A 22,372-nucleotide genomic window follows, 5' to 3' on the forward strand; every position below is an offset into this window, starting at 1 on the left:
CCTCGAGGAGGCTCGTGAATCTGGTCGAGCAGGGCGCCGCTTTCGCCGCGTTCTGGCAGGAACGGCACCTGTGCACGCTCTCAACGGCGCGTTCCGGCGGGCCGCCGCACGCGGTGCCGGTCGGCGCGACGCTGGATCTGGAGACCGGCGTCGCCCGGGTGATCACCTCCGGTTCCTCGTACAAAGCCCGGCTCATCGGAGCGGACGGCGCGCTGGTCGCGCTCAGCCAGGTGGACGGCCGGCGGTGGTCGACGCTGGAGGGGCGGGCCGTGGTGCGTACCGAACCGGAGCAGGTGGCCGACGCCGAGCGCCGTTACACCGCCCGCTACAAGCCGCCCCGGCCCAATCCGGCGCGGGTGGTGGTGGAGATCCAGGTGACGCGCGTGCTGGGCAACGTGTGATCACCGTCGTCGGCATCGGCGCGGACGGCTGGGACGGCCTGCCGGCGGAGTCGCGACGCGTACTGGAGGCGGCGGAGGTGCTCATGGGCGCCTCCCGCCAACTCGGCCTCGTGCCCCGGTCCGGTGCTGAGCGGGTGGCCTGGCCCTCGCCGCTGCTGCCCGCGCTGCCCGAGCTCATGGAGCGGTACGCCGATCGCCAGGTGTGCGTGCTGGCCAGCGGCGATCCGATGTTCTACGGCATCGGCTCCACCCTGGTGCGGCTGCTCGGCGCGGCCCGGGTCAGGGTGCTGCCGCATCTGTCGTCGCTGTCGCTGGCGTGCGCTCGGCTGGGCTGGCCGGTCGAGCAGGTGGACGTGGTCAGCCTGGTGGGCCGCCCGCTGGCCGCGCTGAACGCCGCGATCCTTCCCGGGCGCCGGGTCCTGGTGCTGGGCGCCGGTCGGGACGCCCCGGCTCTGGTGGCGGGGCTGCTGACCGGGCTCGGGTACGGTCCGAGCCCGATGACGGTCTTGTCGGACCTGGGCGCGGCGTCGGAGTCCATCCGGACGGGAACGGCCGAGAAATGGGCGGGAGCGACATCGGTGTTGCAGGTGATCGCGGTCGAGTGCGTCGCCGGACCCGGCGCCGAGCCGTTCGCTCGCGTGCCCGGACTGCCGGACACGGCCTTCGAGCATGACGGGCAGCTCACCAAGCGCGAGGTCCGGGCCGTCAGCCTGTCACGGCTGGCGCCGCTGCCCGGCGAACTGCTGTGGGACGTGGGCGCGGGCGCGGGCAGCATCGCCGTCGAATGGCTGCGCGCCCACCCGTCGAACGCCGCCGTGGCGGTCGAGAGCAGGGCCGATCGCGTCGCCGCCATCCGCCGCAACGCCGACCGGCTCGGGGTTCCCGCCCTGCGCGTCGTGGAGGGGCGAGCGCCGGTGGCGCTGGAGGGCCTGCCCGCGCCGGACGCGGTGTTCGTCGGCGGCGGCGCCACCGCGCCCGGAATGCTGGAGACCTGCTGGGCGGCGCTGCGGCCCGGCGGCAGGCTCGTGGTGAACGCCGTGACCTTGGAGTCGGAGTCCCTCGTCGCCGGATGGTACGCCCGGCTGGGCGGCGATCTGGTGCGCCTGTCCGTGCAGCGGGCCGCGCCCGTCGGCGGGTTCACCGGCTGGCGGGCCGCGATGCCGGTGACCGTGTGGTCGATCGTCAGGGAGGACGTGTCGTGACCGTGTACTTCATCGGGGCTGGCCCCGGTGCCGCGGATCTGATCACGGTGCGGGGGTTGCGGCGGTTGGAATCGTCGCCGGTCTGCCTGTACGCGGGCTCGCTCGTACCCCGCGAACTGCTGGAGTCCTGCCCGGCAGACGCCAGGCTGGTGGACACCGCGAACCTGACGCTCGACGAGATCGTCGCGGAGCTGGCCGCCGCCCACGCCAAGGGCATGGACGTGGCGCGGCTGCACTCGGGGGACCCGTCGGTGTTCAGCGCGGTGGCCGAGCAGATGCGCAGGCTGGACGTGCTCGGCGTGCCGTACGAGGTGGTGCCGGGCGTTCCGGCGTTCGCGGCGGCGGCGGCCGCGCTGGGCAGGGAGCTGACCGTGCCCGGTGTCGGCCAGACGGTCATCCTGACCCGTACGTCGGCGCGGGCCACGCCGATGCCCGACGGCGAGGACCTGACCACGCTGGGCGCCAGCCGTGCCACGATGGTGCTGCACCTGGCCGTACAGCGGATCGACGCGGTGGTGGCGGAGCTGCTGCCCTCCTACGGGGCCGACTGCGCGGTCGCGGTGGTGGCGCGGGCGAGCCGGGCCGATGAGGTCGTTCTGCGCGGCACGTTGAGGGACATCGCCGAGCAGGTCCACGAGGCCGGGATCCGCCGCACCGCGGTGATCGTCGTCGGCCGGGCGCTGTCGGCGACACAGTTTCCCGACAGCCACCTGTACAGCGCGGAGCGGGAACGATCATGCGACGGGACCTGATCGCGCTGCCCCTGCGGCAGGGCAGGCGGTGCCGCAGGGGCAGCGGCACAGCGCAGGCGCGCAGGATGGCGGCATGAGACGGGTTCTGATCCTGGGCGGCACGGCGGAGGCGCGGGCGTTGGCCGCCGAGCTGGCCGACGTCCCGAGCGTGCACGTGGTGTCGTCGCTGGCCGGGCGGGTGACGAACCCGAGGCTGCCGGTCGGCGAGGTGCGCGCGGGCGGATTCGGCGGGCCGGACGGGCTGGCCACGTGGCTGGCCGCCGAGCGGATCGACGCCATGGTGGACGCCACCCACCCGTTCGCGGCGCGGATGACGGCTTCGGCGGCCGAGGTGTCGGCGCGCACGGGCGTGCCGCTCCTCGTCCTGCGCCGACCGGGCTGGCCGCAGGGACCAGCCGACACCTGGCAGCGCGTCGACTCCCTGCAGGCCGCCGCCACCCGCCTCGCCGAGTCGGCCGGGCCGGTGCGGGTGTTTCTCACTACCGGGCGCCGGAGTCTGCCCGTCTTCACCGGGCTGGCCGGGGTGTGGCTGCTGGCCAGGTCCGTCGATCCGCCCGAATCGCCGGTCCCGCCCCACGTACACGTACTGCTCGACCGTGGGCCCTACACGGTCGAGGGCGAGCTGGCCCTCATCCGCGAGCACCGTCTGGACGTGCTGGTCACCAAGGACAGCGGCGGCCGGCTCACGGCCGCCAAGCTCGTCGCGGCCCGCGAGCTGGGGCTACCGGTGATCATGGTGGACCGGCCGCCGCTGCCGACGGGTGTCCGCCTGGTGGAGACCGTGAACGCGGCGGCGCTCTGGGCTCAGGGGTAGCGGCGGGGGGTGTAGACGACGCCGCGAGCGGTGACCCGGGTCGTGGAGGAGCCGACGATCAGCAGGCAGCGCATGTCCACCTGGGCCGGGTCGAGCTCGCCGAGCGTGGTGACGGTGACGCTCTCCTGTGCGCCGCCGACGTCGCGGCCGATCACCACCGGAGTGGCCGCGTCGCGATGCTCCAGCAGCAGGTCACGCGCGGCGGCGAGCTGCCACGTACGGCTGCGCGAGGCCGGGTTGTACAGCGCCAGCACCAGGTCGGCCTTGGCGGCCGCGGTCAGCCGGTCGGCCACCACCTCCCACGGTTTGAGCAGGTCCGACAGCGACAGTACGCAGTAGTCGTGGCCGAGCGGCGCCCCCGCCCTGCTGGCCACCGCCTGCGCGGCCGTCAGGCCGGGCACGATCCGTACCGGCACGTCGGGGAACCCGGCCGCCGCCTCCTCCAGCACCGCGCTGGCCATGGCGAACACCCCGGGATCGCCGGAGGACACCACGGCCACCCGCGCGCCCGCCGCGGCCAGCTCCAGCGCGTGCCTGGCGCGTTCGGCCTCGACCCGGTTGTCGGTTCGGTGGCGGCGCTGGCGCGGGTTGGGCGCCACCCGGTCCACGTACGGGCCGTAGCCGACCAGGTCGGTGGCCGCGGCGAGGGCCTCCTGTGCCTCCGGCGTGAGCCACGGCCGCCCGGCCGGGCCGAGACCGATGACGGTCACCTCGCCGCGCCCCTCGGTCGATGAGGGCTCGGGGACGAAGGTGCGCTCGGCCGGGCTGGCGAGCAGGGCCAGCGAGAAGTACGGAACGCCGTCGGCGTCCACGTCCTTGAGCGGCGCGACGCGTTCGGCGCCCATGGTGGCGCGCTCGACGTACCAGGCGTCGTCCAGCCGCCCGGCCTCGGCCAGGGCGTCGCGGACGTTCTCGAACGTCCTGCCCAGCTTCAGCACCGCCGCCGAGTCGGTGCCGCGCAGCCGCTCGGCCAGCACCTCGGCGGGCAGCGTGCCGGGCAGTACGGTCAGCACCTCGTCCCGCTCCACCAGCGGCCGCCCCAGCACGGCGGAGGCGGCGCTGACCGAGGTCACGCCCGGCACCACCTCGGTCGGATAGCGGTGGGCCAGCCGCTTGTGCATGTGCATGTAGGAGCCGTAGAACAGCGGGTCGCCCTCGCTCAGCACGACCACTATCCGGCCCGCGTCCAGGTGCGCGGCCAGCCGTTCGGCGCAGTCGGCGTAGAAGTCGTCCAGCGCGCCCTGGTAGCCGCCGGGGTGGTCGGTGGTCTCCGTGGTCAGCGGGTACAGCAGCAACTCCTCGATCTGCCCCTCCCGCAGGTACGGCAGCGCGATCGAGCGGGCGATGCTGCGGCCGTGCCTGGCGGCGTGGTACGCGATCACGTCCGCCTCGCCGATCAGCCGGGCCGTCTTGACCGTGACCAGCTCAGGGTCTCCCGGGCCCAGTCCGACCCCGTACAGCCGTCCCGTCATCGCCGTCACTCCGTCTCGTTCGCGATGGCGTTGACCGCCGCCGCCGTCATCGCACTGCCGCCGCGGCGCCCGTGCACCACCAGGTATTCCAGGTCGCTGTCCGCCAGGGCCCGCTTGGACTCGGCCGCGCCGATGAAGCCGACCGGCACGCCGAGCACCGCCGCCGGCCTGCCGGCCCCGTCGGCGACCAGTTCGAGCAGCCGGAACAGGGCGGTCGGGGCGTTGCCGATCGCCACCACGGCGCCGTCCAGCCGGTCGCGCCACAGCTCCAGGGCGGCGGCGCTGCGTGTGGTGCCGAGGCGTTCGGCCAGCTCCGGCACGCCTGGCTCGCCCAGAGTGCACACCACGTCGTTGCCGGCGGGCAGCCTGCGCCTGGTGACGCCGGAGGCGACCATCTGCGCGTCGCACAGCACGGGCGCGCCGCGCCGCAGCGCCTCGCGGGCCCGGACGACCACCGAAGGCGACCAGTCCAGGTCGGCGACGAGGTCGGTCATGCCACACGCGTGGATCATCCGCACCGCCACCTGGGCCACATCCGGGGGCATCCCGGTGAGGTCGGCCTCGGCACGGATGGTCGCGAATGAGCGCCGGTAGATCTCGGCGCCGTCGCGCAGGTAGTCGGTCACTGCTGCCTTTCCTCGTATCGGTCGAAGCTGACCGCCATCAAAGCGGTCGTTCCTCGTAGCCGTCGGCGGTGGCCACCATTTGGACCACCCGGCCGCGGGGCAGCCCGCAGCGCCGCTCGCAACCCGCCCAATGCACCGGCGTCGCAGCGGGCGCGTCCAGGGTCGCCACCCACCGCCGTACGTCCTCCTGCACGTCCGCCAGCGACTTGGCGCAGCCGGGACGTCCGGTGCAGGCGCTCACCCCGACCCAGGGCGACGCCGGATCGGTCACCAGCCCTGCCGCGGACAGCTGCCGCACCGCCGTCTCGGCCGCGGCGGGGGACAGGTCCAGCAGGACGACCGTCCGCCACGGCGTCAGCCGTACGGGAACCGCCCCGCCGTCGTCGGCGGTGTCGGCGACAGCGCGTACCTGAGCGGCGGACAGCCGCCCGAGCGGCACCACGGCCTCCAGCGCCACGCGGCCGTCCCGCTGATCGACAGGTCCGGGACGATGGGCCGAGCGGGGAGAGGATGCGTCCAGAGCGGTCGTCGCACGCTCGCCCGCAACGCCGAGGTGGGCGGCGATTCGGGCGGGACCGTCCGCTAACTCCGCGATCCGCCACGCGCCCCGGTCACGATCGGAAAGCCCGCGCTCCCGTTCGTCGAGGAACGCCTCGGCGGCGGCGATCATCTGCCCGACCGCCGCGTCACGAGGCACGACAAGCCCGGTGTCCACGCCCGCCAGCAGCAGTGACACCCAGGCGTCACCGCCCGCCACCGCGCCGTCGGGCAGTGCCGCCCAGGCGTCATCATTCACTGCCGCAGGCACGAGAGTGACATCGGCGGCCAGCGGCCGCGTGTCACCTGTGCCGTCGTCCAGCGCGAACAGGAAGCGCCCTGGCAGCCCGGCCAGCCGGGTCCGCGCGCACAGCGCCAGGTCCAGGGCCTCGACCAGGGGTTGCGTGTCCACCAAACCCGCAGGACCGCGGCCGCCGAGCGGCGATGCGACGATGTTGCGTACCCGTTCGTGCGCGGCCGAGGGCAGCAGCCCGACGCCGGCGATCCGTTCGGCGAAGACGGCCGGCGCGCGCAGGCCCCGCACCTGTACGTTCGCCCGCGACGTGAGCTCGACCACCCCGGAGCCCAGCTCCGCCGCGCAGGCCGCCAGCTCGCGGAGCTGGACGCCGGAGACCGCGCCGCCGGGCAGGCGGACCCGGGCCAGCGGGCCGTCGGCGGCCTCGTGCACCTGGAGCGCTCCCGGACAGGCGTCGGGCCGGACCCGTCCGGAAAAGTCGGCTATGGACACGATGAGGATGGTAACGCCACTTCTGGTGGAGGTTGCTCCTGCCGTAGGCTCCTGGGTAGGCGATGGCAAAGGGAGGAAGCCGGTGCGAATCCGGCGCGGTCCCGCCACTGTGACCGGGGAGCGAACCCCACCGCAGGCCACTGCCCGGCAACGGGTGGGAAGGCCGGGGTGAGCGCTGATCCGGGAGCCAGGAGACTCCTGCCGTCGCGACACCCACGACCGGGGCGAGGACCCCGAGGGAGGATCGTGCCGTGCCTGGCGACAGCCATACCGTCCTGCTGCTCTCCACCTCCGACACCGACCTGCTGAGCGCGCGTGCCTGTGGCGCCGCCTACCGTCTGGGCAACCCCGCCCGGCTCGACCCCGACGATCTGCCCGGCCTGCTGGAGGGGGCCGACCTGGTCGTCGTACGGCTGCTCGGCGGTCGCCGCGCCTGGCAGGAGGGGCTCGACGCGCTGCTGGCCGGGCCCCGTCCGGTCGTGGTGCTGGGCGGCGAGCAGGCGCCGGACGCCGAGCTGATGGAGCTGTCCACGGTGAGCGGCGGCGTCTGCGCCGACGCGCACGCGTACCTGGCGCACGGCGGGCCCGCCAACCTGACCGAGCTGCACGCCTTCCTGTCCGACACCGTCCTGCTGACCGGGCGCGGGTTCGCGCCGCCGGCGCCCACGCCGTCCTGGGGGCGGCTGGAGCGCGAGGCACGGTCACACGAGGGGCCCGTGATCGGGGTGCTCTACTACCGGGCGCACCACATGGCGGGCAACACGGCCTTCGTCGAGACGCTCTGCGCCGCCGTCGAGGAGGCGGGCGGGCAGGCGCTGCCGGTGTTCTGCTCCTCGTTGCGCACCGCCGAACCCGAGCTGCTGGAGACCCTGCGGGCCGCCGACGCGCTGGTGGTGACCGTGCTGGCGGCGGGCGGCTCGCGTCCCGCGACGGCGGGCGCGGGCGGGGACGACGAGGCGTGGGACGTGGGCGCGCTGGCCGCGCTCGACGTGCCGATCCTGCAAGGTCTGTGCCTGACCACGTCCAGGCAGGCGTGGGAGGACAACGACGACGGCCTGTCGCCGCTGGACGCCGCCTCGCAGGTGGCCATCCCCGAGTTCGACGGGCGGATCATCACGGTGCCGTTCTCCTTCAAGGAGATCGATCCGGACGGGCTGACCGTCTATGTCGCCGACCCGGAGCGGGCCGCGCGGGTGGCGGGCATCGCCGTACGCCACGGGCTGCTGCGCCACACCCCGCCCGGCGGGCGGCGGCTGGTGGTGATGCTGTCGGCGTACCCGACCAAGCACTCGCGCGTGGGCAACGCCGTCGGGCTGGACACCCCCGCCAGCACCGTACGGCTGCTGGCCCGGCTCGCCGAAGCGGGCTACGACCTGGGCGAGGGCTTCCCCGGCGTGGCCGAGCAGGACGGCGACGCGCTCATCCACGCGCTCATCGCCGCGGGCGGCCAGGACCAGGACTGGCTGACCGAGGAGCACCTGGCGGGCAACCCGGTACGCATCTCCGCCGCCTCCTACGAACGCTGGTACCGCACACTCCCCGCCGGCCTGCGCACCGGGATCGAGCGGCACTGGGGACCCCCGCCCGGCGAGCTCTTCGTCCATGACGGCGACATCGTCCTGGCGGCGCTGCGCGCCGGGAACGTGGTGGTCATGGTCCAGCCGCCACGCGGCTTCGGCGACAACCCGATCGCCATCTACCACGACCCCGACCTGCCGCCCAGCCACCACTACCTGGCCGCCTACCGCTGGCTGTCGGCCGAGTTCGGCGCGCACGCGATGGTGCACGTGGGCAAGCACGGCAACCTGGAATGGCTGCCGGGCAAGTCGGCCGGCATGTCCGCCTCGTGCGGCACCGACGCGGCCATCGGCGACCTGCCGCTGATCTACCCGTTCCTGGTCAACGATCCGGGCGAGGGCACCCAGGCCAAGCGGCGGGCGCACGCGGTGCTGGTGGACCACATGGTGCCGCCGATGGCGCGGGCGGAGACATACGGCGACATCGCCCGGCTGGAACAGCTCCTGGACGAGCACGCCACCATCGCCGCCATGGACCCGGCCAAGCTCCCGGCGATCCGCGCCCAGATCTGGACACTGATCCAGGCCGCCCGGCTCGACCACGACCTCGGGCTGGCCGATCGGCCGCACGACACCGAGTTCGACGACTTCATCCTGCACGTGGACGGCTGGCTCTGCGAGGTGAAGGACGCGCAGATCCGCGACGGCCTGCACGTGCTCGGCCAGGCGCCGGCCGGGCAGGTCAGGGTGGACCTGGTGCTGGCCATGCTGCGCGCCAGGCAGATGTGGTCGGGCCGCGAGACCCTGCCCGGCTTACGTGAGGCGCTCGGCCTGGCCGAGGACGGCACGGCGGGGCTGGCCGAGGCGGACCGGGCCGAGGCGACCGCTCGTGCCCTGGTCGAGGCGATGGAGGAGCGAGGCTGGGCACCGGAGGCGGCCGAGGAGGTCGCTCGCACGCTGCCCGCCGATCGGCGCGAGCTCGTCACGCGGGTGCTCGCGTTCGCCGCCACGGAGGTGGTCCCGCGCCTGGCCCGGACGACCGACGAGCTCGACCACGTCCTGCACGCCCTCGACGGCGGCTACGTGCCCGCCGGGCCGAGCGGATCGCCGCTGCGCGGCCTGATCAACGTGCTGCCGACCGGCCGTAACTTCTACTCCGTCGATCCCCGGGCGGTGCCCAGCCGCCTGGCCTGGGAGACCGGCCAGGCGATGGCCGAATCTCTGCTGGAGCGCTACCGCGCCGACACCGGCGACTGGCCCCGCTCGGTGGGACTGTCCGTCTGGGGCACCAGCGCCATGCGTACGGCCGGCGACGACGTGGCCGAGGTGCTGGCCCTGCTCGGCATCCGCCCCGTATGGGACGAGGCGTCGCGCCGGGTCACGGACCTGGAGCCGATCCCGCTCGCCGAGCTGGGCCGGCCGCGCGTCGACGTGACCGTCCGCATCAGCGGCTTCTTCCGCGACGCGTTCCCGCACGTGGTGGCCATGCTGGACGACGCCGTACGGCTGGCCGCCGGGCTGGAGGAGCCGCCCGAGCACAACTACGTACGCGCCCACGTGACCGCGACCGGCGGCGAGGAACGCCACGCCACGATGCGGATCTTCGGCTCCGCGCCGGGCGCCTACGGGGCCGGGCTGCTGCCGCTGATCGACAGCCGCAACTGGCGCGACGACGCCGACCTGGCCGAGGTGTACGCGGTGTGGGGCGGCTACGCCTACGGCCGCGACCTCGACGGCGTGGCCGCGCGCCCGCAGATGGAGGACGCCTACCGCAGGATCGCCGTGGCCGCCAAGAACGTCGACACGCGCGAGCACGACATCGCCGACTCCGACGACTACTTCCAGTACCACGGCGGCATGATCGCCACCGTCCGCGCGCTCACCGGCCGGGCCCCGGCCGCGTACGTGGGCGACAGCACCCGCCCCGACGCTGTGCGCACCCGCACCCTGTCGGAGGAGACCTCACGGATCTTCCGCGCCAGGGTGGTCAACCCGCGCTGGCTGGCGGCGATGCGGCGGCACGGCTACAAGGGCGCCTTCGAGCTGGCCGCGACCATGGACTACCTGTTCGGCTACGACGCCACGACGGGCGTGGTGGCGGACTGGATGTACGACAAGCTCGCCGAGACGTACGTGCTGGACCGGGAGAACCAGGAGTTCATGGCCCGGTCCAACCCGTGGGCGCTGCACGGGATCGCCGAACGGCTCCTGGAGGCCGCCGAACGTCGCATGTGGGAGCACCCGGACCCGGAGATCCTGCGCGGTCTGCAGGAGGTCTATCTCAAGACCGAAGGGGACCTGGAGGACGACACGAGCCGGTGAGCGAGGGCCGGCGATCCGGCCCAGTGAAGGTGCAGGTAGGACGCGGTGACCAGCGGGTCGCCGTGTCCGTCCGTGCCGCCACCCCGGTTCCGGAACAGCGGCTCGCCCCCGTGCTCGACCGTGGTCCGGTGGAACTCGTGCCCGTGGAAGCGCTCGCCCGCCCGCGTCAGGGGTGAATCCTTCAGGGCCACGGCGTCCCGGTAGCCGAGCGTGAGCCTGCCGGTCATCCGCGCCCGGCCCGGCACCCGCCCGCACATACGCCGCCCGTCCAGCTCCTCGCACAGGTAGAGCAGCCCCGCGCACTCGGCGGCGATCGAGCCGCCGAAGGAGGCCACCTGCTCACGCAGCGGCTCGTTGGCGGCCAGCTCGGCGGCGTACACCTCGGGGAAGCCGCCGCCGAGCACCACCGCGGCGGTGCCGTCCGGCAGCTTCTCGTCGCGCAACGGGTCGAAGGTCGCCACGTCCGCACCGGCCGCGCGCAGCAGCTCGACGTGCTCGGCGTACCCGAACGTGAAGGCCGCCCCGCCCGCCACCGCCACGACGACACCCTCTCCGACGCGCGCTCTCTCCTCGACGCCGGCGCTCTCCTTCGTCGGGTCCCATACCGGGCCAGTGAGGGCAGACGCCGTCGCGGGGTCCCATGCCGTGGCGGTCAGCGGGGGCGCCGTCGTCGCCAGCCGCATCAGCCCGTCCAGGTCGCAGGAGCGCGCCACCAGGGCGCCGAGCCGTTCCACGGCCTGTACGGCCTCGGCTTCACGTTCGGCGGCGGGCACCAGACCCAGATGGCGGGAGGGCGTGGAGACGGCGTCGTCGCGGCGGATCGCGCCGAGCACCGGCACGCCCGCCGCGTTCAGCGCGGCCCGGCACAGCTCCTCGTGCCGATCCGAGGCCACCCGGTTGAGCACCACCCCGCCCACCCGTACGCGCGGGTCGAACGTGGCGAACCCGTGCACCACGGCCGCCACCGACCGGCTCTGCCGGGCCGCGTCCACGACCAGCACCACCGGCGCGTCCAGCAGCCGGGCGACGTGCGCGGTGGAGGCGAAGTCGCCGTCGCCCTTGCCGTCGAACAGCCCCATCACGCCCTCGACCACCGCCACGTCGCACCCGGCCGCACCGTGCAGGAACAGCGGCGCCACCAGCTCCTCGCCCACCAGCCACGGATCCAGGTTGCGCCCGGGACGCCCGGCGGCCAGCGCGTGATAGCCCGGATCGATGTAGTCGGGGCCCACCTTGTGCGGCGAGACCGCCAGCCCGCGCGCCCGCAGCGCCGCCATCAGCCCGGTGGCCACGGTCGTCTTGCCGCTGCCCGAGGCAGGCGCGGCGATCACCAGCCGCGGCACTACCACTCGATGCCTTTCTGACCCTTCTGCCCGGCGTCCATGGGATGACGTACCTTGCCCATCTCCGTCACCAGATCGGCGAGTTCGACCAGCCGCTCGGGCGCGTCCCTGCCGGTGATCACCAGGTGCTGGCTGCCCGGCCGCCCGGCGAGCGTCTCCAGCACGTCGTCCAGATCGAGCCACCCCCACTTCAGCGGGTAGGTGAACTCGTCCAGCACGTAGAACCGGTACGTCTCGGCCGCCAGGTCGCGTTTGATCTGCGCCCAGCCCTCACGGGCGTCGGCCGCGTGATCCTCCTCGGTGCCGGGACGCTGGATCCACGACCAGCCCTCGCCCATCTTGTGCCAGGTCACCGAGCCCCCCTCGGCCGTGTCGCCGAGCACCTTGAGCGCCCGTTCCTCACCGATGCGCCACTTGGCCGACTTCACGAACTGGAACACCCCGATCGGCCACCCCTGGTTCCAGGCGCGCAACGCCATCCCGAACGCGGCCGTCGACTTCCCCTTGCCCGGCCCGGTGTGCACGATCAGCAGCGGCCGCGTCCGGCGCTGCCGGGTCGTGAGACCGTCGTCGGGGACGGTGGCGGGCTTCCCTTGCGGCATGATCAGACCGCCTTCCGGTGATCGCGTACGACCGAACTCAGGTCGGAGAGCGCGTCGAGCGGGACGAGGCGCGCCCGCAGCCGTGCCGCCAGCCGGACCGCCAGGCCCAGCCGCACCGGGCCGCTCTCGCAGTCCACGACCACGCTCGCCGTGCCGTCCAGCAGGGTGGCGGCCCGTTCCACATCGCCGCCCGCCGTCACCCGCCCGTCGGTCACCAGCACCAGCAGCGGCCGCCGTGCGGGGTCGCGCAGCCGCTCCACGCGCAGCACCTCCGCCGCCCGCACGAGCCCGGCCGCCAACGGGGTACGGCCGCCGGTCGGCAGCGAGCGCAGCCGGGCCGCGCCCGCCTCCACCGACGAGGTCGGCGGCAGCGCCAGCACGGCGCCCGCGCCACGGAAGGTGACCAGGCCGACCTTGTCGCGCCGCTGGTAGGCGTCGAGCAGCAGACTGAGCACCGCCGTCTTGACGGCGCTCATCCGCCGGCGAGCCGCCATCGAGCCACTGGCATCCACCACGAACAGCACGAGGTTGCCCTCCCTGCCCTCACGCACCACCTCGCGCAGGTCGTCCTGGCGCAGCACCAGCCCGGGACCGGTACGCCCGCGCCTCACCTGGTGCGGCGCCGCCGCCAGCACCGTCGCCAGCATGTGGAGATCGCGGACCCGTCCGCCGGGGCGGCGCGAGGCGGTGGCCCGGCCGCGTGTGGTGCGTGAGCGCGAGCGCCGCCCCGCCACGCCCTCGCCGATCCCTGGCACCTGAAGCAACGGCACCCGGTACGGCGCCGCCAGCCCGGCCACCCGGCCCGGCGGCTCCTGCTCGCGTGTGCCCTCGGAGTCCGATGGCTGCCCGGCGTCGGCCGGCTGCTTCGCCGATCCCCTGCCATCCGGCATGCCGTCATTCGGTAGGCGGCCATCATCCGGGACGCGGCTGTCATTCATCATCCGGCCGTCGGAGGGACCGGTCGGCTGATCGCGCATCGGCGTTTCTCCGTCACCCGCCGGTGGCGCGGCGCTCGCCGGGCCGCCGTCCTCCCCAGGCCCGGAATGGTCAGCAGGCCCGGAGACGTCAGGAGGCCCAGAGGCGCCAGGATTCCCGCCATCGGGACCCTCCGGACCGTCCGGATCGTCGTCCTCCGACGTGCTTTCCAGCAGCTCGTCGAGCAGCGACTCGTCCAGCCCCGGCGCGTCGAAGGGGTCGCGCCGCCGCCGATGCGGCAGCGACAGGCGGGCCGCCGCCCGTACATCCTCGGTCGTCACCCTCTCGCGCCCATGCCAGGCGGCATGGGCGATGGCGGCGTTCGCCGTGACCAGGTCGGCTCGCAATCCGTCCACCTCGAACGCCGCGCACACCGTCGCGATCTGCCGCAGGCGCGCGTCGGGCAGCCGCACGCCGGACACCCGGCCGCGAGCCCGGGCGATCCTGGCCGCGAGCGCCGATTCCTCGGCCGCCCACCGGGCCGCGAACTTCTCGGCGTCCGCGTCGAAGGCCAGCCGGCGTCGTACCACCTCGGCGCGTTCCACCGGATCCCTGGACGCCTTCACCTCCACCGTCAGCCCGAACCGGTCCAGCAACTGCGGCCGCAGCTCACCCTCCTCCGGGTTCATGGTCCCGACCAGCAGGAACCGGGCCGGATGCCGGACCGAGACCGACTCCCGCTCCACGTAACAGGTCCCCAGGGCCGCCGCGTCCAGCAGCAGGTCGACAAGGTGGTCGTGCAGCAGGTTCACCTCGTCCACGTACAGGACGCCGCGATGCGCGGCCGCCAGCAGGCCCGGCTCGAACGCCTTCACCCCCTCCGTCAGCGCCCGCTCGACGTCGAGCGAGCCGGCCAGGCGGTCCTCCGACGCGCCGACCGGCAGCTCCACCAACGCGGCCGGACGGCGAAGCCCTTGGGCATCAGGCTCGTGCGGGCCGTCCGGGCACTCGGCGTCGGGCGCGGCCGGATCGCAGGCGAACCGGCAGCCGGGCACCACGTTCACCGGGGGAAGCTGGGCGGCCAGCGCGCGCACGATGGTGGACTTGGCGGTGCCCTTCTCACCTCGTACCAGCACACCGCCCACCCGGGGCGAGACGGCGTTGAGCACCAGCGCCAGCTTCAGGTCGTCGAGCCCGACGACGGCGCTGAATGGATACGAGACGATCAAGACAGGACCTTCCGTACGTTCAAGACAGGATCTTCCGGTTGACGTGGGCGACCCGCCAGCCGCCTCGCGTGACGGTCAGTTCGGTGACGGACAGCGGCGCGAGATCGAAACGGGCGGCGCGCAGGGGGTCCAGCCCCAGCGCATGGCCGAGGGCCGCCCGGATGGCGCCCGCGTCGCAGACGGCGACCGCCTCGGGCTCCGCGCGTACCGAGTCGAGCCAGCCGGCCACCCGCGCCGCCAGCACGGCCAGGCTCTCCCCGCCGTGCGGCGCCGCGTCCGGATCCGCCAGCCAGCTCGCCAGCGCGTCCGGCTCCTCCCGCGCGACCCGCCCGTACGGCAGGCCGCGCCACCGGCCGTGATCCGCCTCGGCGAGCGCGGCGACCACGCACACTTCCCGGCCGAGCGCGGCGGCGGTCTGCCGCGCCGCGACACTGGGAGCGACCCACGCCACCGAGTCGGCCACCACCGAGCCGGTCAGCGCCGAGCCGGTCGCCGCCGAGTCGGCCACCACCGAAGCCAAGCCGTGTGCTCTGGCCAGGCTCGCCGCGTCGGCGTCCTCATCGGCCAGGGGAAAGCAGGCGGTCCGCATCCCCGGCGTGCTGGCGTGCCGGACGAACAGCACGCCGGCTCAGCCCGGCGAGACGGCAGTCGCGGGTACGGCCGCCGCCCGCCGCGCCGCCCTGTCGCTCACCCACCCGAACAGCACACCGAAGGCCGTCCAGAAGACGAGCTGCGTCCCTAACGACACGAGCCTGAACTGCCACAGCAACGTGGCAGGAAAGCCCTCGGGCACCTCGTCCACGGTCGGCAGCAGCAGCCACGCGGCGACCACCGGGACCAGGTACGCGACCCCGGCCGCGACCCACCGCGCCCATGGCCCGGCGGTCACCCGGCGCGCGGTCGCCACCGCGATCGCGATCGCGGCCAGGCCGACAAGGATCATCACGATATAGAGGGCGGTCCGGCTGTTGATCGTTTCCGGGTCTCCGACAGCCGGCGGATTGGCCGGATATTTCACGAACGGTACGAGGATCATCGCCCCGAACGCCGACCCGGCGGCGGCGAGCGCCAGCCCGCCCTCCGACCGGGGACCGACCCGGCCCCGCAGACCCGCGTACACCAGGGCGAAGACCCCTCCCACGGCCAGTCCGTACAGGCCGGTGGCGAGGAAGAGCCCGGCCTTCTGGCCTGGCCTGCCGACCAGTTCCTCCTCGCCGTGGTCATGGCCAGGTTCCTGCGCGGCGTGCGCCTGTTCCAGTGCGATGGCACTGTCCACCTGCGGTTCCCCGAAGGCGAAGGCGAAGCCGCCCGCGATCAATCCGGCCAGCAGGCCCAGAAGCAGGCCCCTGACCAGCAGGGTGCGTACCATGCCGAGGTCTAGTGGCAGGGCACGCCGAGCAGGTGACGCCCGTCGTGCATGAGTTCGTGCAGGTACGCACCCGTCTGCGAGATGGCGCCGTTGTCCATCAGCACCAGGTAGGCGACCAGCAGCAGTACCGGTACGGCCAGCAACCACAGCCGCAGACGGGGGAACGGAATGACGGTAGGAGCGGACAGGCCACTCATCAGTGCCTCCTCAGGGATGACGCGTCCCAACAAATGAGGTCACGGAGGCCCAAGCGACCTGGCTCCCGGGATCTACGTCCCGGATACAGTGGCGCGTCCGCACCGGCATCTCACCGGATTTCCCTTGGACAACCGTGAAATCTACCGGAACGTATCCTTTCCTCCCGTTCGCGTCAACACATCGAGGAAGGCTGACGTTGGCGGGGTGAAGCGCGCACGGCTGGTCGCGGGTGCCACTCGCGGCGGGATGGAGCGGAGGTTGAACGCGTAACGGGCGACGGAGTCGGCGATGGCGTCCGTGTCCACGTCCAGCGCTGTGGCGTTGATGTTGGCGATGGTGTCGCACGCCTGGTGGTAGCAGGCGTCGTAGGCGACCCCGGCCGTCCCGCCGAACAGCGCCGCCTCAGCGGCCGTCTTGATCCCCTCGGCGCCGGTGAAGATGCCGCCGGCCGGGATCCCGACCGCGATGAACGGCCCGTAGTCCGAGCGCCCGTCGAAGTCCGTGCCCACCGTGGGCAGGCCGCGGGAGCCGTAGAACGCCGCCAGCTGCTGCTCGATCTCGGCCGAACCGGGCGGACCGGCGGGAGAGCCGACGTTGTCGGAATTGTCGCCGTCGTACAGCTTGTAGGCGTAGTTCGGCGTGGCCACCATGTCGAAGTTCAAGTACACCCGGATGCGGTCCCGCTGCGCCTGCGACAACGACCCGACGTACTGATCGGAACCGAGCAGCCCGATCTCCTCGGCCGCCCAGAAGGCGAAGCGGACCTTGTTCCTGACCGGGTAGAGCGCCATCTCCTCGGCGACCTCCAGGATCGCCGCGCTGCCCGAGCCGTTGTCGTTGATGCCGGGCCCCGCCGTCACGCTGTCGAGGTGCGCGCCCACCATGACGACATTGCGCGGGTCGCCGAAGCGGGTCTCGGCGATCACGTTGTCCGTGCTGCCGAGCACGAGGTTGGCGTCGACCTTGAGGTGTACGGTCGCGCCCGGCGTGCTCGCGAGTTCGTTGCCCACGGCGAAGTCGGCGAACACCATGGGGATCCCGCCCCGCCACTCGCCGATGTCCAACGGGAACGCGTCAGTACGACCCGGCTGGCCTTCGTTGAAGATGATGAGCCCGGTCGCACCCGCCGCGGCCGCGTTCTGCACCTTCGTGACGAACGGGCAGGTGCCGCGCTGGACGAGCGCGATACGTCCGGCCACGAACCCGGCGAAGTCCGCCGCTTCGCAGCCACTGGTCGAGGTCGGCGTGGGGGTGGGTGGCAGCGTGAGGTCCACGCCCTGGACCGGCGCGGTCACCTCGCCCGACGGGGAGGGCTGGAAGGTGAAGAAGTCCTCGTTCGGTAGGTACGTCTTCGCGCTCGGCGCGGTGAGCGCCAGCGTCGGCGGGGCGTTCTCGGCCCAGCTCTCGACGAAGTTGATCGGCTGCCGCGTGACCTTGTATCCGGCCTTGCGCAGTTTGTTCGCCACGTAGTCGCGGGAGGCGTCGTAGCCGCTGGTGCCGGTCGCGCGGATGCCGCCGTGGGCGGTGGCGATGTCCTGCAGGGCTTGCAGGTGCTTGGCGACGTTCGTCCCCTTGACCTGCTTGACCAGCAGCTTGGCGAAGACGTCGTCCAGGCCGTCGGCGTTGGCGGGCACGGCCATGGCGATGGTCACGGAGAGCGCGGTGACCAGGATGGTGATGACTCTGCGCATTCGGATTCCCCCTGTGGGACAGGAACGGGAAGGCAGACGATCCCCGAGTCTCGCCGAACGCGAACGTAACCCGGCCCCGTAGCCGTTGAAAAGACCCCCAGTTGAAAGACCCCCGGCGCCGCGATTGGTGCGAAGAGAGGGCGGCCCCGCGTGGTACGCGGGACCGCCCCAGGTCAGCGGGCCGGCCGGGGTGAGCGGGTCAGCGGACGCGGATGAACGGGACCGCCCAAGGCCGGCGGGCTAGCGGACGCGGACGAAGACGGGGTTGGAGTAGAACCACAGGTCCTGCCACGGGCTCTCCTTGCCGTCGGCCGCCGGCTCCATCTCGTCGGTGCTGGTGCCGCGTACCCGCAGGTAGCTGTCGGTCTGCACGTCGCTCAGCGTGTGCCGGATGACGTAGTCCCGGCCCTGCCGACGCCAGTCGCCCGGGCCGAAGCGCGCCACGACCTTGGTGGTGGGGTTGGTGTCGGCGTCCAGGTTGGCGCTCACGCCGCTCACCTGCCCGGTGATGAGATCGACGCGCCGCACCTCCGGGCGGTCGCCGTTGCCGTTCTTGCCCTCCAGCGGCCGGAACCGGATCTCGACCTCGACGTCGGTGCGGTTGCGCCGGTTGACCACCAGCGTCTCGCCCACGGTGGCCTGGCGGCCCTGGTTGCCGGCGGTGACGTCGAGAGCGGTGATCAGGTCCCCGGTGGTGACGAAGATGCGGCCGTTGCGCAGGGCGTCCATGATGTCGCCGTAGTCCTGGCGGGCCATCACGTACGTCTTGCTGTACTCGCCCGGCCAGAAGTCCGAACCGCCGCGGGTCCAGTGCACGTGCGAGTCGGAGGTGGCCGTGATCCACCAGTGCCGCCCCTCGCCCAGCAGCGAGTCCCACAGGCCGCCGACCCGCGCGGTCATCTGGTCGAAGCCGCCGTAGGTGGGGTGGTTGCCGTACCCGCCGCGGGCGCCGCCGTTCAGCGGGCCGGCCTGGTGCCCGGGGGCGCCCTCGAAGCCCACGTACACGTCGGGGGCGGTGTTGTTGCCGTTGCGGAACTCGCGCGGAGTGTCCTGCCCCCACACGCCGAGCCCGGTCGCCGACCGCGCCGCGTGGTGCGCGATCACCAGCGGCTTCTGCCGCATGTCGCGGGCGGCCTTGAGGAACTCCACCATCACCGCGGCCTGACGTCTTGCGGAGGCGCCGGCAGGAGAGGCCACTACCGGGTCCTGTTTCGGCCGATCGGTATAGTCGAGGGGAACCTCCCCGGGGGAGGTCGCGGTGGTGGGGCCCACCGCCTCGCCGCCGACCAGGTGGCGGGTAACCGTGGCACCCAGCCGCCAACGGTCCCTACCAGAGGTTGTTTTGTGCTGCTGGTAGGAGGATCTTCATGTCCCGTCCCGAAACGGAGCGTCCCGTGGACGCCGATGTCGACCTGCGCGTGGCCGCCCAGCGTGCCGAGCTGCGCCGGGCTCCGTGGGCGACGCTGGGGGTGATCGCGCTCGGCGGCGCGGCGGGTGCGCTGGCCCGCTACGGCCTGGGCGTGGCCTTTCCGCGCCAGGCCGGGGCCTTTCCGTGGACGACGCTGGCCGTCAACACCGTCGGGTGTCTGCTGATCGGGGTGCTCATGGTGGCCATCACCGAGGTCTGGTCCGCGCCCGGATGGGTGCGCCCGCTGCTGGGCGTCGGCGTGCTGGGCGGGTTCACCACCTTCTCCACGTACATCCTGGAGACCAGCCAGCTGCTGGCGGGCGACGCGGCTCGCATGGCGCTGGCGTACCTGGCGCTGACCCCCGTGCTGGCCTTGACCGCGGTATGGGCGGGCAGCGCCGTGGTCCGCTGGTGCGTCGGAAAGAGCAGGCGGGCATGAAACTGGCCGGAGCGGCGCTACGGCTGACCATCTACGTCGGCGACACCGACACCTGGCACCACAAGCCGCTGTATCACGAGATCGTCCATCGCGCGCATGCGGCCGGGCTGGCCGGCGCGAGCGTGTTTCGCGGCATGGAGGGCTACGGGGCCTCCAACCACATCCACACCTCGCGCATCCTGTCGCTGTCGGGGGACTTGCCGGTGTCGGTCGTCATCGTCGACGCCGCCGAACGGATCCGGGCCTTCCTGCCGCAGCTGGACGAGCTGATCTCTGAGGGGCTGGTCATCTTGGACGAGGTCGAGGTGATCCGCTATGTCGGCCGCCCCAGCAGCGGGCCGGCCCAGTGAGCGGCGGCCCGCTGACAGTGGCGCTGGTCGTTCTCGGCGGGGCGATCGGCGCGCCGCTGCGTTACCTGGCCGACCGGTTCGTCCAGGCGCGCCACGATTCCCTGTTCCCGTGGGGCACCTTCACCGTCAACCTGGCCGGCTCGGCGCTGCTGGGCTTCCTGGCCGGACTGCCCGCCGACGGCGCGGTGATGGCCTTCGCCGGCGCCGGGTTCTGTGGCGCGCTGACCACCTACTCGACCTTCAGCTATGAGACCCTGCGGCTGGCCCAGGATGGCGCTCGCTTCGTCGCCTGGGCCAATGTGGTGGCCAGCGTGGCCGGCGGCCTGGGCGCGGGCGTGTTCGGGTTCGCGCTGGCCCATGCCGTAACGGGCTGAGCCCGGTGGTGATCGATGCCGTGTACGCGTCGGCCTCGGATGCGGCGTTCGTGCCGACGTCGGTGATCGACGGCACGTTCGCGCTGACGTCGATGATCGATGCCAGGTTCGCGCTGACGCTTGCCGCCGCGTGCGCGGCGGCGTTCGTGCTGGCGGTGGTCTCGGCGGTGGCCGGGTTCGGTGGTGGGGTGCTGTTGCTGCCGGTCTTCACCGCGTTGTTCGGGTTACGCGTGGCGGTGCCGATGCTGACGCTGGCCCAACTGGCCAGCAACGGCTCCCGCGTCGTGTTCAATCGGCGTGAGCTGCGCTGGTCGCTGGTGGGCTGGTTCGCCCTCGGCGCCGTTCCACTGGCCGTGGCCGGCGGCCTGCTGCTGGCGCACGCTCCGCTGGGGCCGCTCAAGCGGCTGCTGGGCGTCTTCTTGCTGGTCGTGGTCGCCTGGCGGCGCCTGCGTCCCCATCCCCGCTCGCCGGCCGACCCGGCCTTCGCGGCGGTCGGCGCGGCCTCCGGTCTCGGCTCGGCGCTGCTGGGCTCGGTCGGACCGCTCACCGCGCCGTTCTTCCTGGCGTACGGCCTGACGCGAGCCGCTTACATCGGCACCGAAGCGGCCAGCGCCCTGGTCATGCACCTGGCCAAGATCGCCGCTTATGGTGCCGGAGATCTGCTCGGCTGGCGCGTGCTGACCTACGGCGCGGCCCTGACCCCGGCCACGCTGGCCGGCGCCTGGCTGGGCAAGAAGATCGTCGCCCGGGTCAGCGACGGGGTGTTCGTCGTGGCGGTGGAGGCCGGGCTGGTGGTGGCCGGCGTGTTATTGCTGATCGGTCTCTGACCCGGGCGGATTCCCGTGGTGGCGGCTTACAACGGCCGGTGTCGGCTTGGCCGCGAATGGCGGCGGCGACGCGACTCGGCGATCAGGGAGAGCCAGCCGTGACGCCGGAGCTATTCGTTGCTGTTGATTGTTACGGATGTAACATGGGCGCGTGACGGAGAGCGCGGACGAGCAGGGCTGGTTGTTGATCAGCGTGTCCACGGCGGGAGCCGCCCCCACGCTGCGGGTGCAGGTGTGGCGCAAGCTGCGCTCGCTGGGCGCGCTGTATCTGCAGCAGTCGGTGTGCCTGCTGCCCGAACATGAGCAGACCCTGCGGCAGGTACGCCGCTTGCTCGACCGGGTGCGTCAGCAGGGCGGCACCGGCCGCCTCCTGCACGTGGCGATGACCGATCAGGCCGAGGAGCGGCAGGTCATCGGCGAATTCAACGCCGCCCGAGACGCCGAGTACGCCGAGGTGCTGGAGCGCCTGCCGGCCTTCCGGCAGGAACTGGCGCGCGAGCGGGAGCGCGGCAGGGCCACCTACGCCGAGGTCGAGGAGTCGGAGGCCGACCTGGAGCGCTTCCGCTCCTGGCTGGCCAAGATCGCCGCCCGCGACTATTTCGCCGCTCCGGCCGGCGCGGCGGCGCGAGCCGGGGTCGAGGAGGCCGCAGCCGACCTGGCCGCCTTCGAGCAGGACGCGCTCGCGGCCGAGTCCCCGGCCACGGAGAGCGGTCTCACTGTGCCGGCGCGGGTTGCGGCCGAAGTGCCCGCCACCGAGAGCGGTCTCCCCGTGACGGAGAACGGAACGGGGGAGCGGGCATGACCGGCTGGTGGGGATGGGATCTGCTGATCGGGGTCGCCGTCGCGCTGCTGGTCACCTGGCTGGCGCTGATCGCGGCGCTGGCAGTCCTCCGGCCGCGCGGCGGGCTGCTGCGCGAGGCGTTGCGGCTGCTGCCCGACGTGCTGCGGCTGGTGCGCCGCCTGGCCGCCGACCGCGAGCTGCCACGTGGGGTGCGGGTACGTCTGGGGCTGCTGCTCGCTTACCTGGCCATGCCTCTCGACCTTGTGCCCGACTTCATCCCGGTCCTGGGCTACGCCGACGACGCGATCATCGTCACGGCGGTGCTGCGCTCGGTGGTCCGCCGCGCCGGGCTGCAGGCTGTGCGCCGCCACTGGCCCGGCACCGAGGACGGATTCACCGCGCTGTGCCGCCTGACCGGCCTGGCCGAGCGCGGCTCGGCGTCCTGAGTCTCGCTG

Annotated in this window: 22 protein-coding genes and 2 riboswitches; of the genes, 11 read left to right on the top strand and 11 right to left on the bottom strand. The window is 73.1% G+C overall.

Annotated elements, in window-relative coordinates; genetic code table 11:
* Positions 1–14: 14 nt before the first annotated feature.
* The 4 genes from ACGFJ2_RS45095 (at position 15) to ACGFJ2_RS45110 (ending at position 3,169) form a co-directional block, all read left to right on the top strand.
* Entirely contained in the window at positions 15–401 is a 387-nt protein-coding gene (locus ACGFJ2_RS45095) for a pyridoxamine 5'-phosphate oxidase family protein (RefSeq protein ID WP_357960405.1), read from the top strand.
* Positions 398–1,603: a precorrin-6y C5,15-methyltransferase (decarboxylating) subunit CbiE gene (gene cbiE, locus ACGFJ2_RS45100; RefSeq protein ID WP_393479119.1), complete on the top strand. Its 1,206-nt coding sequence runs from the start codon at positions 398–400 to the stop codon at positions 1,601–1,603. Before ACGFJ2_RS45095 ends, cbiE begins: the two co-directional genes overlap by 4 nt.
* Positions 1,600–2,355, top strand: coding sequence for a precorrin-4 C(11)-methyltransferase (gene cobM, locus ACGFJ2_RS45105; RefSeq protein WP_393479121.1), 756 nt, complete (start codon positions 1,600–1,602; stop codon positions 2,353–2,355). The genes cbiE and cobM overlap by 4 nt, the downstream gene beginning before the upstream one ends.
* 73 nt (positions 2,356–2,428) lie before the next feature.
* Positions 2,429–3,169 carry a cobalt-precorrin-6A reductase gene (locus tag ACGFJ2_RS45110; RefSeq protein WP_357960412.1) on the top strand — a complete coding sequence of 247 codons (741 nt, stop codon included), beginning with the start codon at positions 2,429–2,431 and terminating at the stop codon, positions 3,167–3,169.
* Here the strand turns inward: ACGFJ2_RS45110 and cobJ are convergent.
* The 3 genes from cobJ to cobG are packed head-to-tail and all read right to left on the bottom strand — an operon-like array spanning position 3,160 to position 6,552.
* The gene (gene cobJ / locus ACGFJ2_RS45115; protein WP_393479124.1) at positions 3,160–4,641 is read right to left on the bottom strand and encodes a precorrin-3B C(17)-methyltransferase; all 1,482 of its coding nucleotides are present in this window, start codon (positions 4,639–4,641) and stop codon (positions 3,160–3,162) included. The genes ACGFJ2_RS45110 and cobJ overlap by 10 nt on opposite strands.
* Positions 4,642–4,646: 5 nt before the next feature.
* Complete coding sequence (locus tag ACGFJ2_RS45120; protein ID WP_393479126.1) at positions 4,647–5,267, bottom strand: precorrin-8X methylmutase; 621 nt, start codon at positions 5,265–5,267, stop codon at positions 4,647–4,649.
* A 37-nt stretch (positions 5,268–5,304) separates the two neighbouring features.
* Complete coding sequence (cobG, locus tag ACGFJ2_RS45125) at positions 5,305–6,552, bottom strand: precorrin-3B synthase (protein ID WP_393479129.1); 1,248 nt, start codon at positions 6,550–6,552, stop codon at positions 5,305–5,307.
* A 28-nt stretch (positions 6,553–6,580) separates the two neighbouring features.
* Positions 6,581–6,769: riboswitch (cobalamin riboswitch) on the top strand.
* Between the two features lie 34 nt (positions 6,770–6,803).
* Between cobG and cobN the strand changes: the two genes are divergently transcribed.
* Complete coding sequence (cobN, locus tag ACGFJ2_RS45130; RefSeq protein ID WP_393479131.1) at positions 6,804–10,391, top strand: cobaltochelatase subunit CobN; 3,588 nt, start codon at positions 6,804–6,806, stop codon at positions 10,389–10,391.
* On the opposite strand, the gene ACGFJ2_RS45135 is transcribed toward cobN, so the two are convergent.
* The 8 genes from ACGFJ2_RS45135 to ACGFJ2_RS45170 form a co-directional block, all read right to left on the bottom strand.
* On the bottom strand, positions 10,346–11,725 hold the full coding sequence (locus ACGFJ2_RS45135) for a cobyrinate a,c-diamide synthase (protein ID WP_393479287.1): 1,380 nt from the start codon (positions 11,723–11,725) through the stop codon (positions 10,346–10,348). The two genes, cobN and ACGFJ2_RS45135, sit on opposite strands and share 46 nt — an antisense overlap.
* An 8-nt stretch (positions 11,726–11,733) precedes the next feature.
* Positions 11,734–12,336 (bottom strand): cob(I)yrinic acid a,c-diamide adenosyltransferase, encoded by a 603-nt coding sequence (cobO, locus tag ACGFJ2_RS45140; protein WP_393479134.1) that lies wholly within the window; start codon positions 12,334–12,336, stop codon positions 11,734–11,736.
* Positions 12,337–12,338: 2 nt separating this feature from the next.
* Positions 12,339–14,480, bottom strand: a complete 2,142-nt coding sequence (locus tag ACGFJ2_RS45145) for a VWA domain-containing protein (RefSeq protein ID WP_393479136.1) — start codon at positions 14,478–14,480, stop codon at positions 12,339–12,341.
* A 19-nt stretch (positions 14,481–14,499) separates the two neighbouring features.
* Positions 14,500–15,102: a histidine phosphatase family protein gene (locus tag ACGFJ2_RS45150; RefSeq protein WP_393479138.1), complete on the bottom strand. Its 603-nt coding sequence runs from the start codon at positions 15,100–15,102 to the stop codon at positions 14,500–14,502.
* 6 nt (positions 15,103–15,108) lie between these two features.
* Positions 15,109–15,849, bottom strand: coding sequence for a CbtA family protein (locus ACGFJ2_RS45155; RefSeq protein ID WP_393479141.1), 741 nt, complete (start codon positions 15,847–15,849; stop codon positions 15,109–15,111).
* An 8-nt stretch (positions 15,850–15,857) separates the two neighbouring features.
* Positions 15,858–16,046: a CbtB-domain containing protein gene (locus ACGFJ2_RS45160; protein WP_357960438.1), complete on the bottom strand. Its 189-nt coding sequence runs from the start codon at positions 16,044–16,046 to the stop codon at positions 15,858–15,860.
* Between the two features lie 34 nt (positions 16,047–16,080).
* Positions 16,081–16,210: riboswitch (cobalamin riboswitch) on the bottom strand.
* Positions 16,188–17,738 (bottom strand): M28 family metallopeptidase, encoded by a 1,551-nt coding sequence (locus ACGFJ2_RS45165; RefSeq protein ID WP_393479144.1) that lies wholly within the window; start codon positions 17,736–17,738, stop codon positions 16,188–16,190. (Overlaps the previous riboswitch by 23 nt.)
* Before the next feature lie 240 nt (positions 17,739–17,978).
* A complete protein-coding gene (locus ACGFJ2_RS45170; RefSeq protein ID WP_393479147.1) occupies positions 17,979–18,935 on the bottom strand; it encodes a hypothetical protein in 957 nt (318 codons plus the stop codon).
* A gap of 170 nt (positions 18,936–19,105) precedes the next feature.
* On the opposite strand from ACGFJ2_RS45170, the gene crcB reads away from it, so the two are divergent.
* The 6 genes from crcB (at position 19,106) to ACGFJ2_RS45200 (ending at position 22,363) form a co-directional block, all read left to right on the top strand.
* Positions 19,106–19,585 carry a fluoride efflux transporter CrcB gene (gene crcB, locus ACGFJ2_RS45175; RefSeq protein ID WP_393479150.1) on the top strand — a complete coding sequence of 160 codons (480 nt, stop codon included), beginning with the start codon at positions 19,106–19,108 and terminating at the stop codon, positions 19,583–19,585.
* A complete protein-coding gene (locus ACGFJ2_RS45180; RefSeq protein ID WP_357960450.1) occupies positions 19,582–19,935 on the top strand; it encodes a DUF190 domain-containing protein in 354 nt (117 codons plus the stop codon). Before crcB ends, ACGFJ2_RS45180 begins: the two co-directional genes overlap by 4 nt.
* A gap of 11 nt (positions 19,936–19,946) precedes the next feature.
* Positions 19,947–20,309: a CrcB family protein gene (locus ACGFJ2_RS45185; RefSeq protein WP_357960631.1), complete on the top strand. Its 363-nt coding sequence runs from the start codon at positions 19,947–19,949 to the stop codon at positions 20,307–20,309.
* Between the two features lie 5 nt (positions 20,310–20,314).
* A complete protein-coding gene (locus tag ACGFJ2_RS45190) occupies positions 20,315–21,136 on the top strand; it encodes a sulfite exporter TauE/SafE family protein (protein ID WP_393479153.1) in 822 nt (273 codons plus the stop codon).
* 151 nt (positions 21,137–21,287) lie between these two features.
* A complete protein-coding gene (locus ACGFJ2_RS45195) occupies positions 21,288–21,938 on the top strand; it encodes a Chromate resistance protein ChrB (RefSeq protein WP_393479155.1) in 651 nt (216 codons plus the stop codon).
* On the top strand, positions 21,935–22,363 hold the full coding sequence (locus ACGFJ2_RS45200; RefSeq protein WP_357960458.1) for a DUF1232 domain-containing protein: 429 nt from the start codon (positions 21,935–21,937) through the stop codon (positions 22,361–22,363). The genes ACGFJ2_RS45195 and ACGFJ2_RS45200 overlap by 4 nt, the downstream gene beginning before the upstream one ends.
* The last annotated feature ends 9 nt before the right edge of the window (positions 22,364–22,372 follow it).

The organism is Nonomuraea sp. NPDC049028 (assembly GCF_043197735.1).
Taxonomy (GTDB): Bacteria; Actinomycetota; Actinomycetes; order Streptosporangiales; family Streptosporangiaceae; genus Nonomuraea.

Coding starts and splice junctions, on each gene's coding strand:
- cobO (WP_393479134.1), bottom strand. CDS start 12,336: ATGCCGCAAGGGAAGCCCGCCACCGTCCCCGACGACGGTCTCACGACC.
- ACGFJ2_RS45155 (WP_393479141.1), bottom strand. CDS start 15,849: ATGGTACGCACCCTGCTGGTCAGGGGCCTGCTTCTGGGCCTGCTGGCC.
- cobJ (WP_393479124.1), bottom strand. CDS start 4,641: ATGACGGGACGGCTGTACGGGGTCGGACTGGGCCCGGGAGACCCTGAG.
- ACGFJ2_RS45110 (WP_357960412.1), top strand. CDS start 2,429: ATGAGACGGGTTCTGATCCTGGGCGGCACGGCGGAGGCGCGGGCGTTG.
- ACGFJ2_RS45200 (WP_357960458.1), top strand. CDS start 21,935: ATGACCGGCTGGTGGGGATGGGATCTGCTGATCGGGGTCGCCGTCGCG.
- ACGFJ2_RS45165 (WP_393479144.1), bottom strand. CDS start 17,738: ATGCGCAGAGTCATCACCATCCTGGTCACCGCGCTCTCCGTGACCATC.
- crcB (WP_393479150.1), top strand. CDS start 19,106: ATGTCCCGTCCCGAAACGGAGCGTCCCGTGGACGCCGATGTCGACCTG.
- ACGFJ2_RS45160 (WP_357960438.1), bottom strand. CDS start 16,046: ATGAGTGGCCTGTCCGCTCCTACCGTCATTCCGTTCCCCCGTCTGCGG.
- ACGFJ2_RS45180 (WP_357960450.1), top strand. CDS start 19,582: ATGAAACTGGCCGGAGCGGCGCTACGGCTGACCATCTACGTCGGCGAC.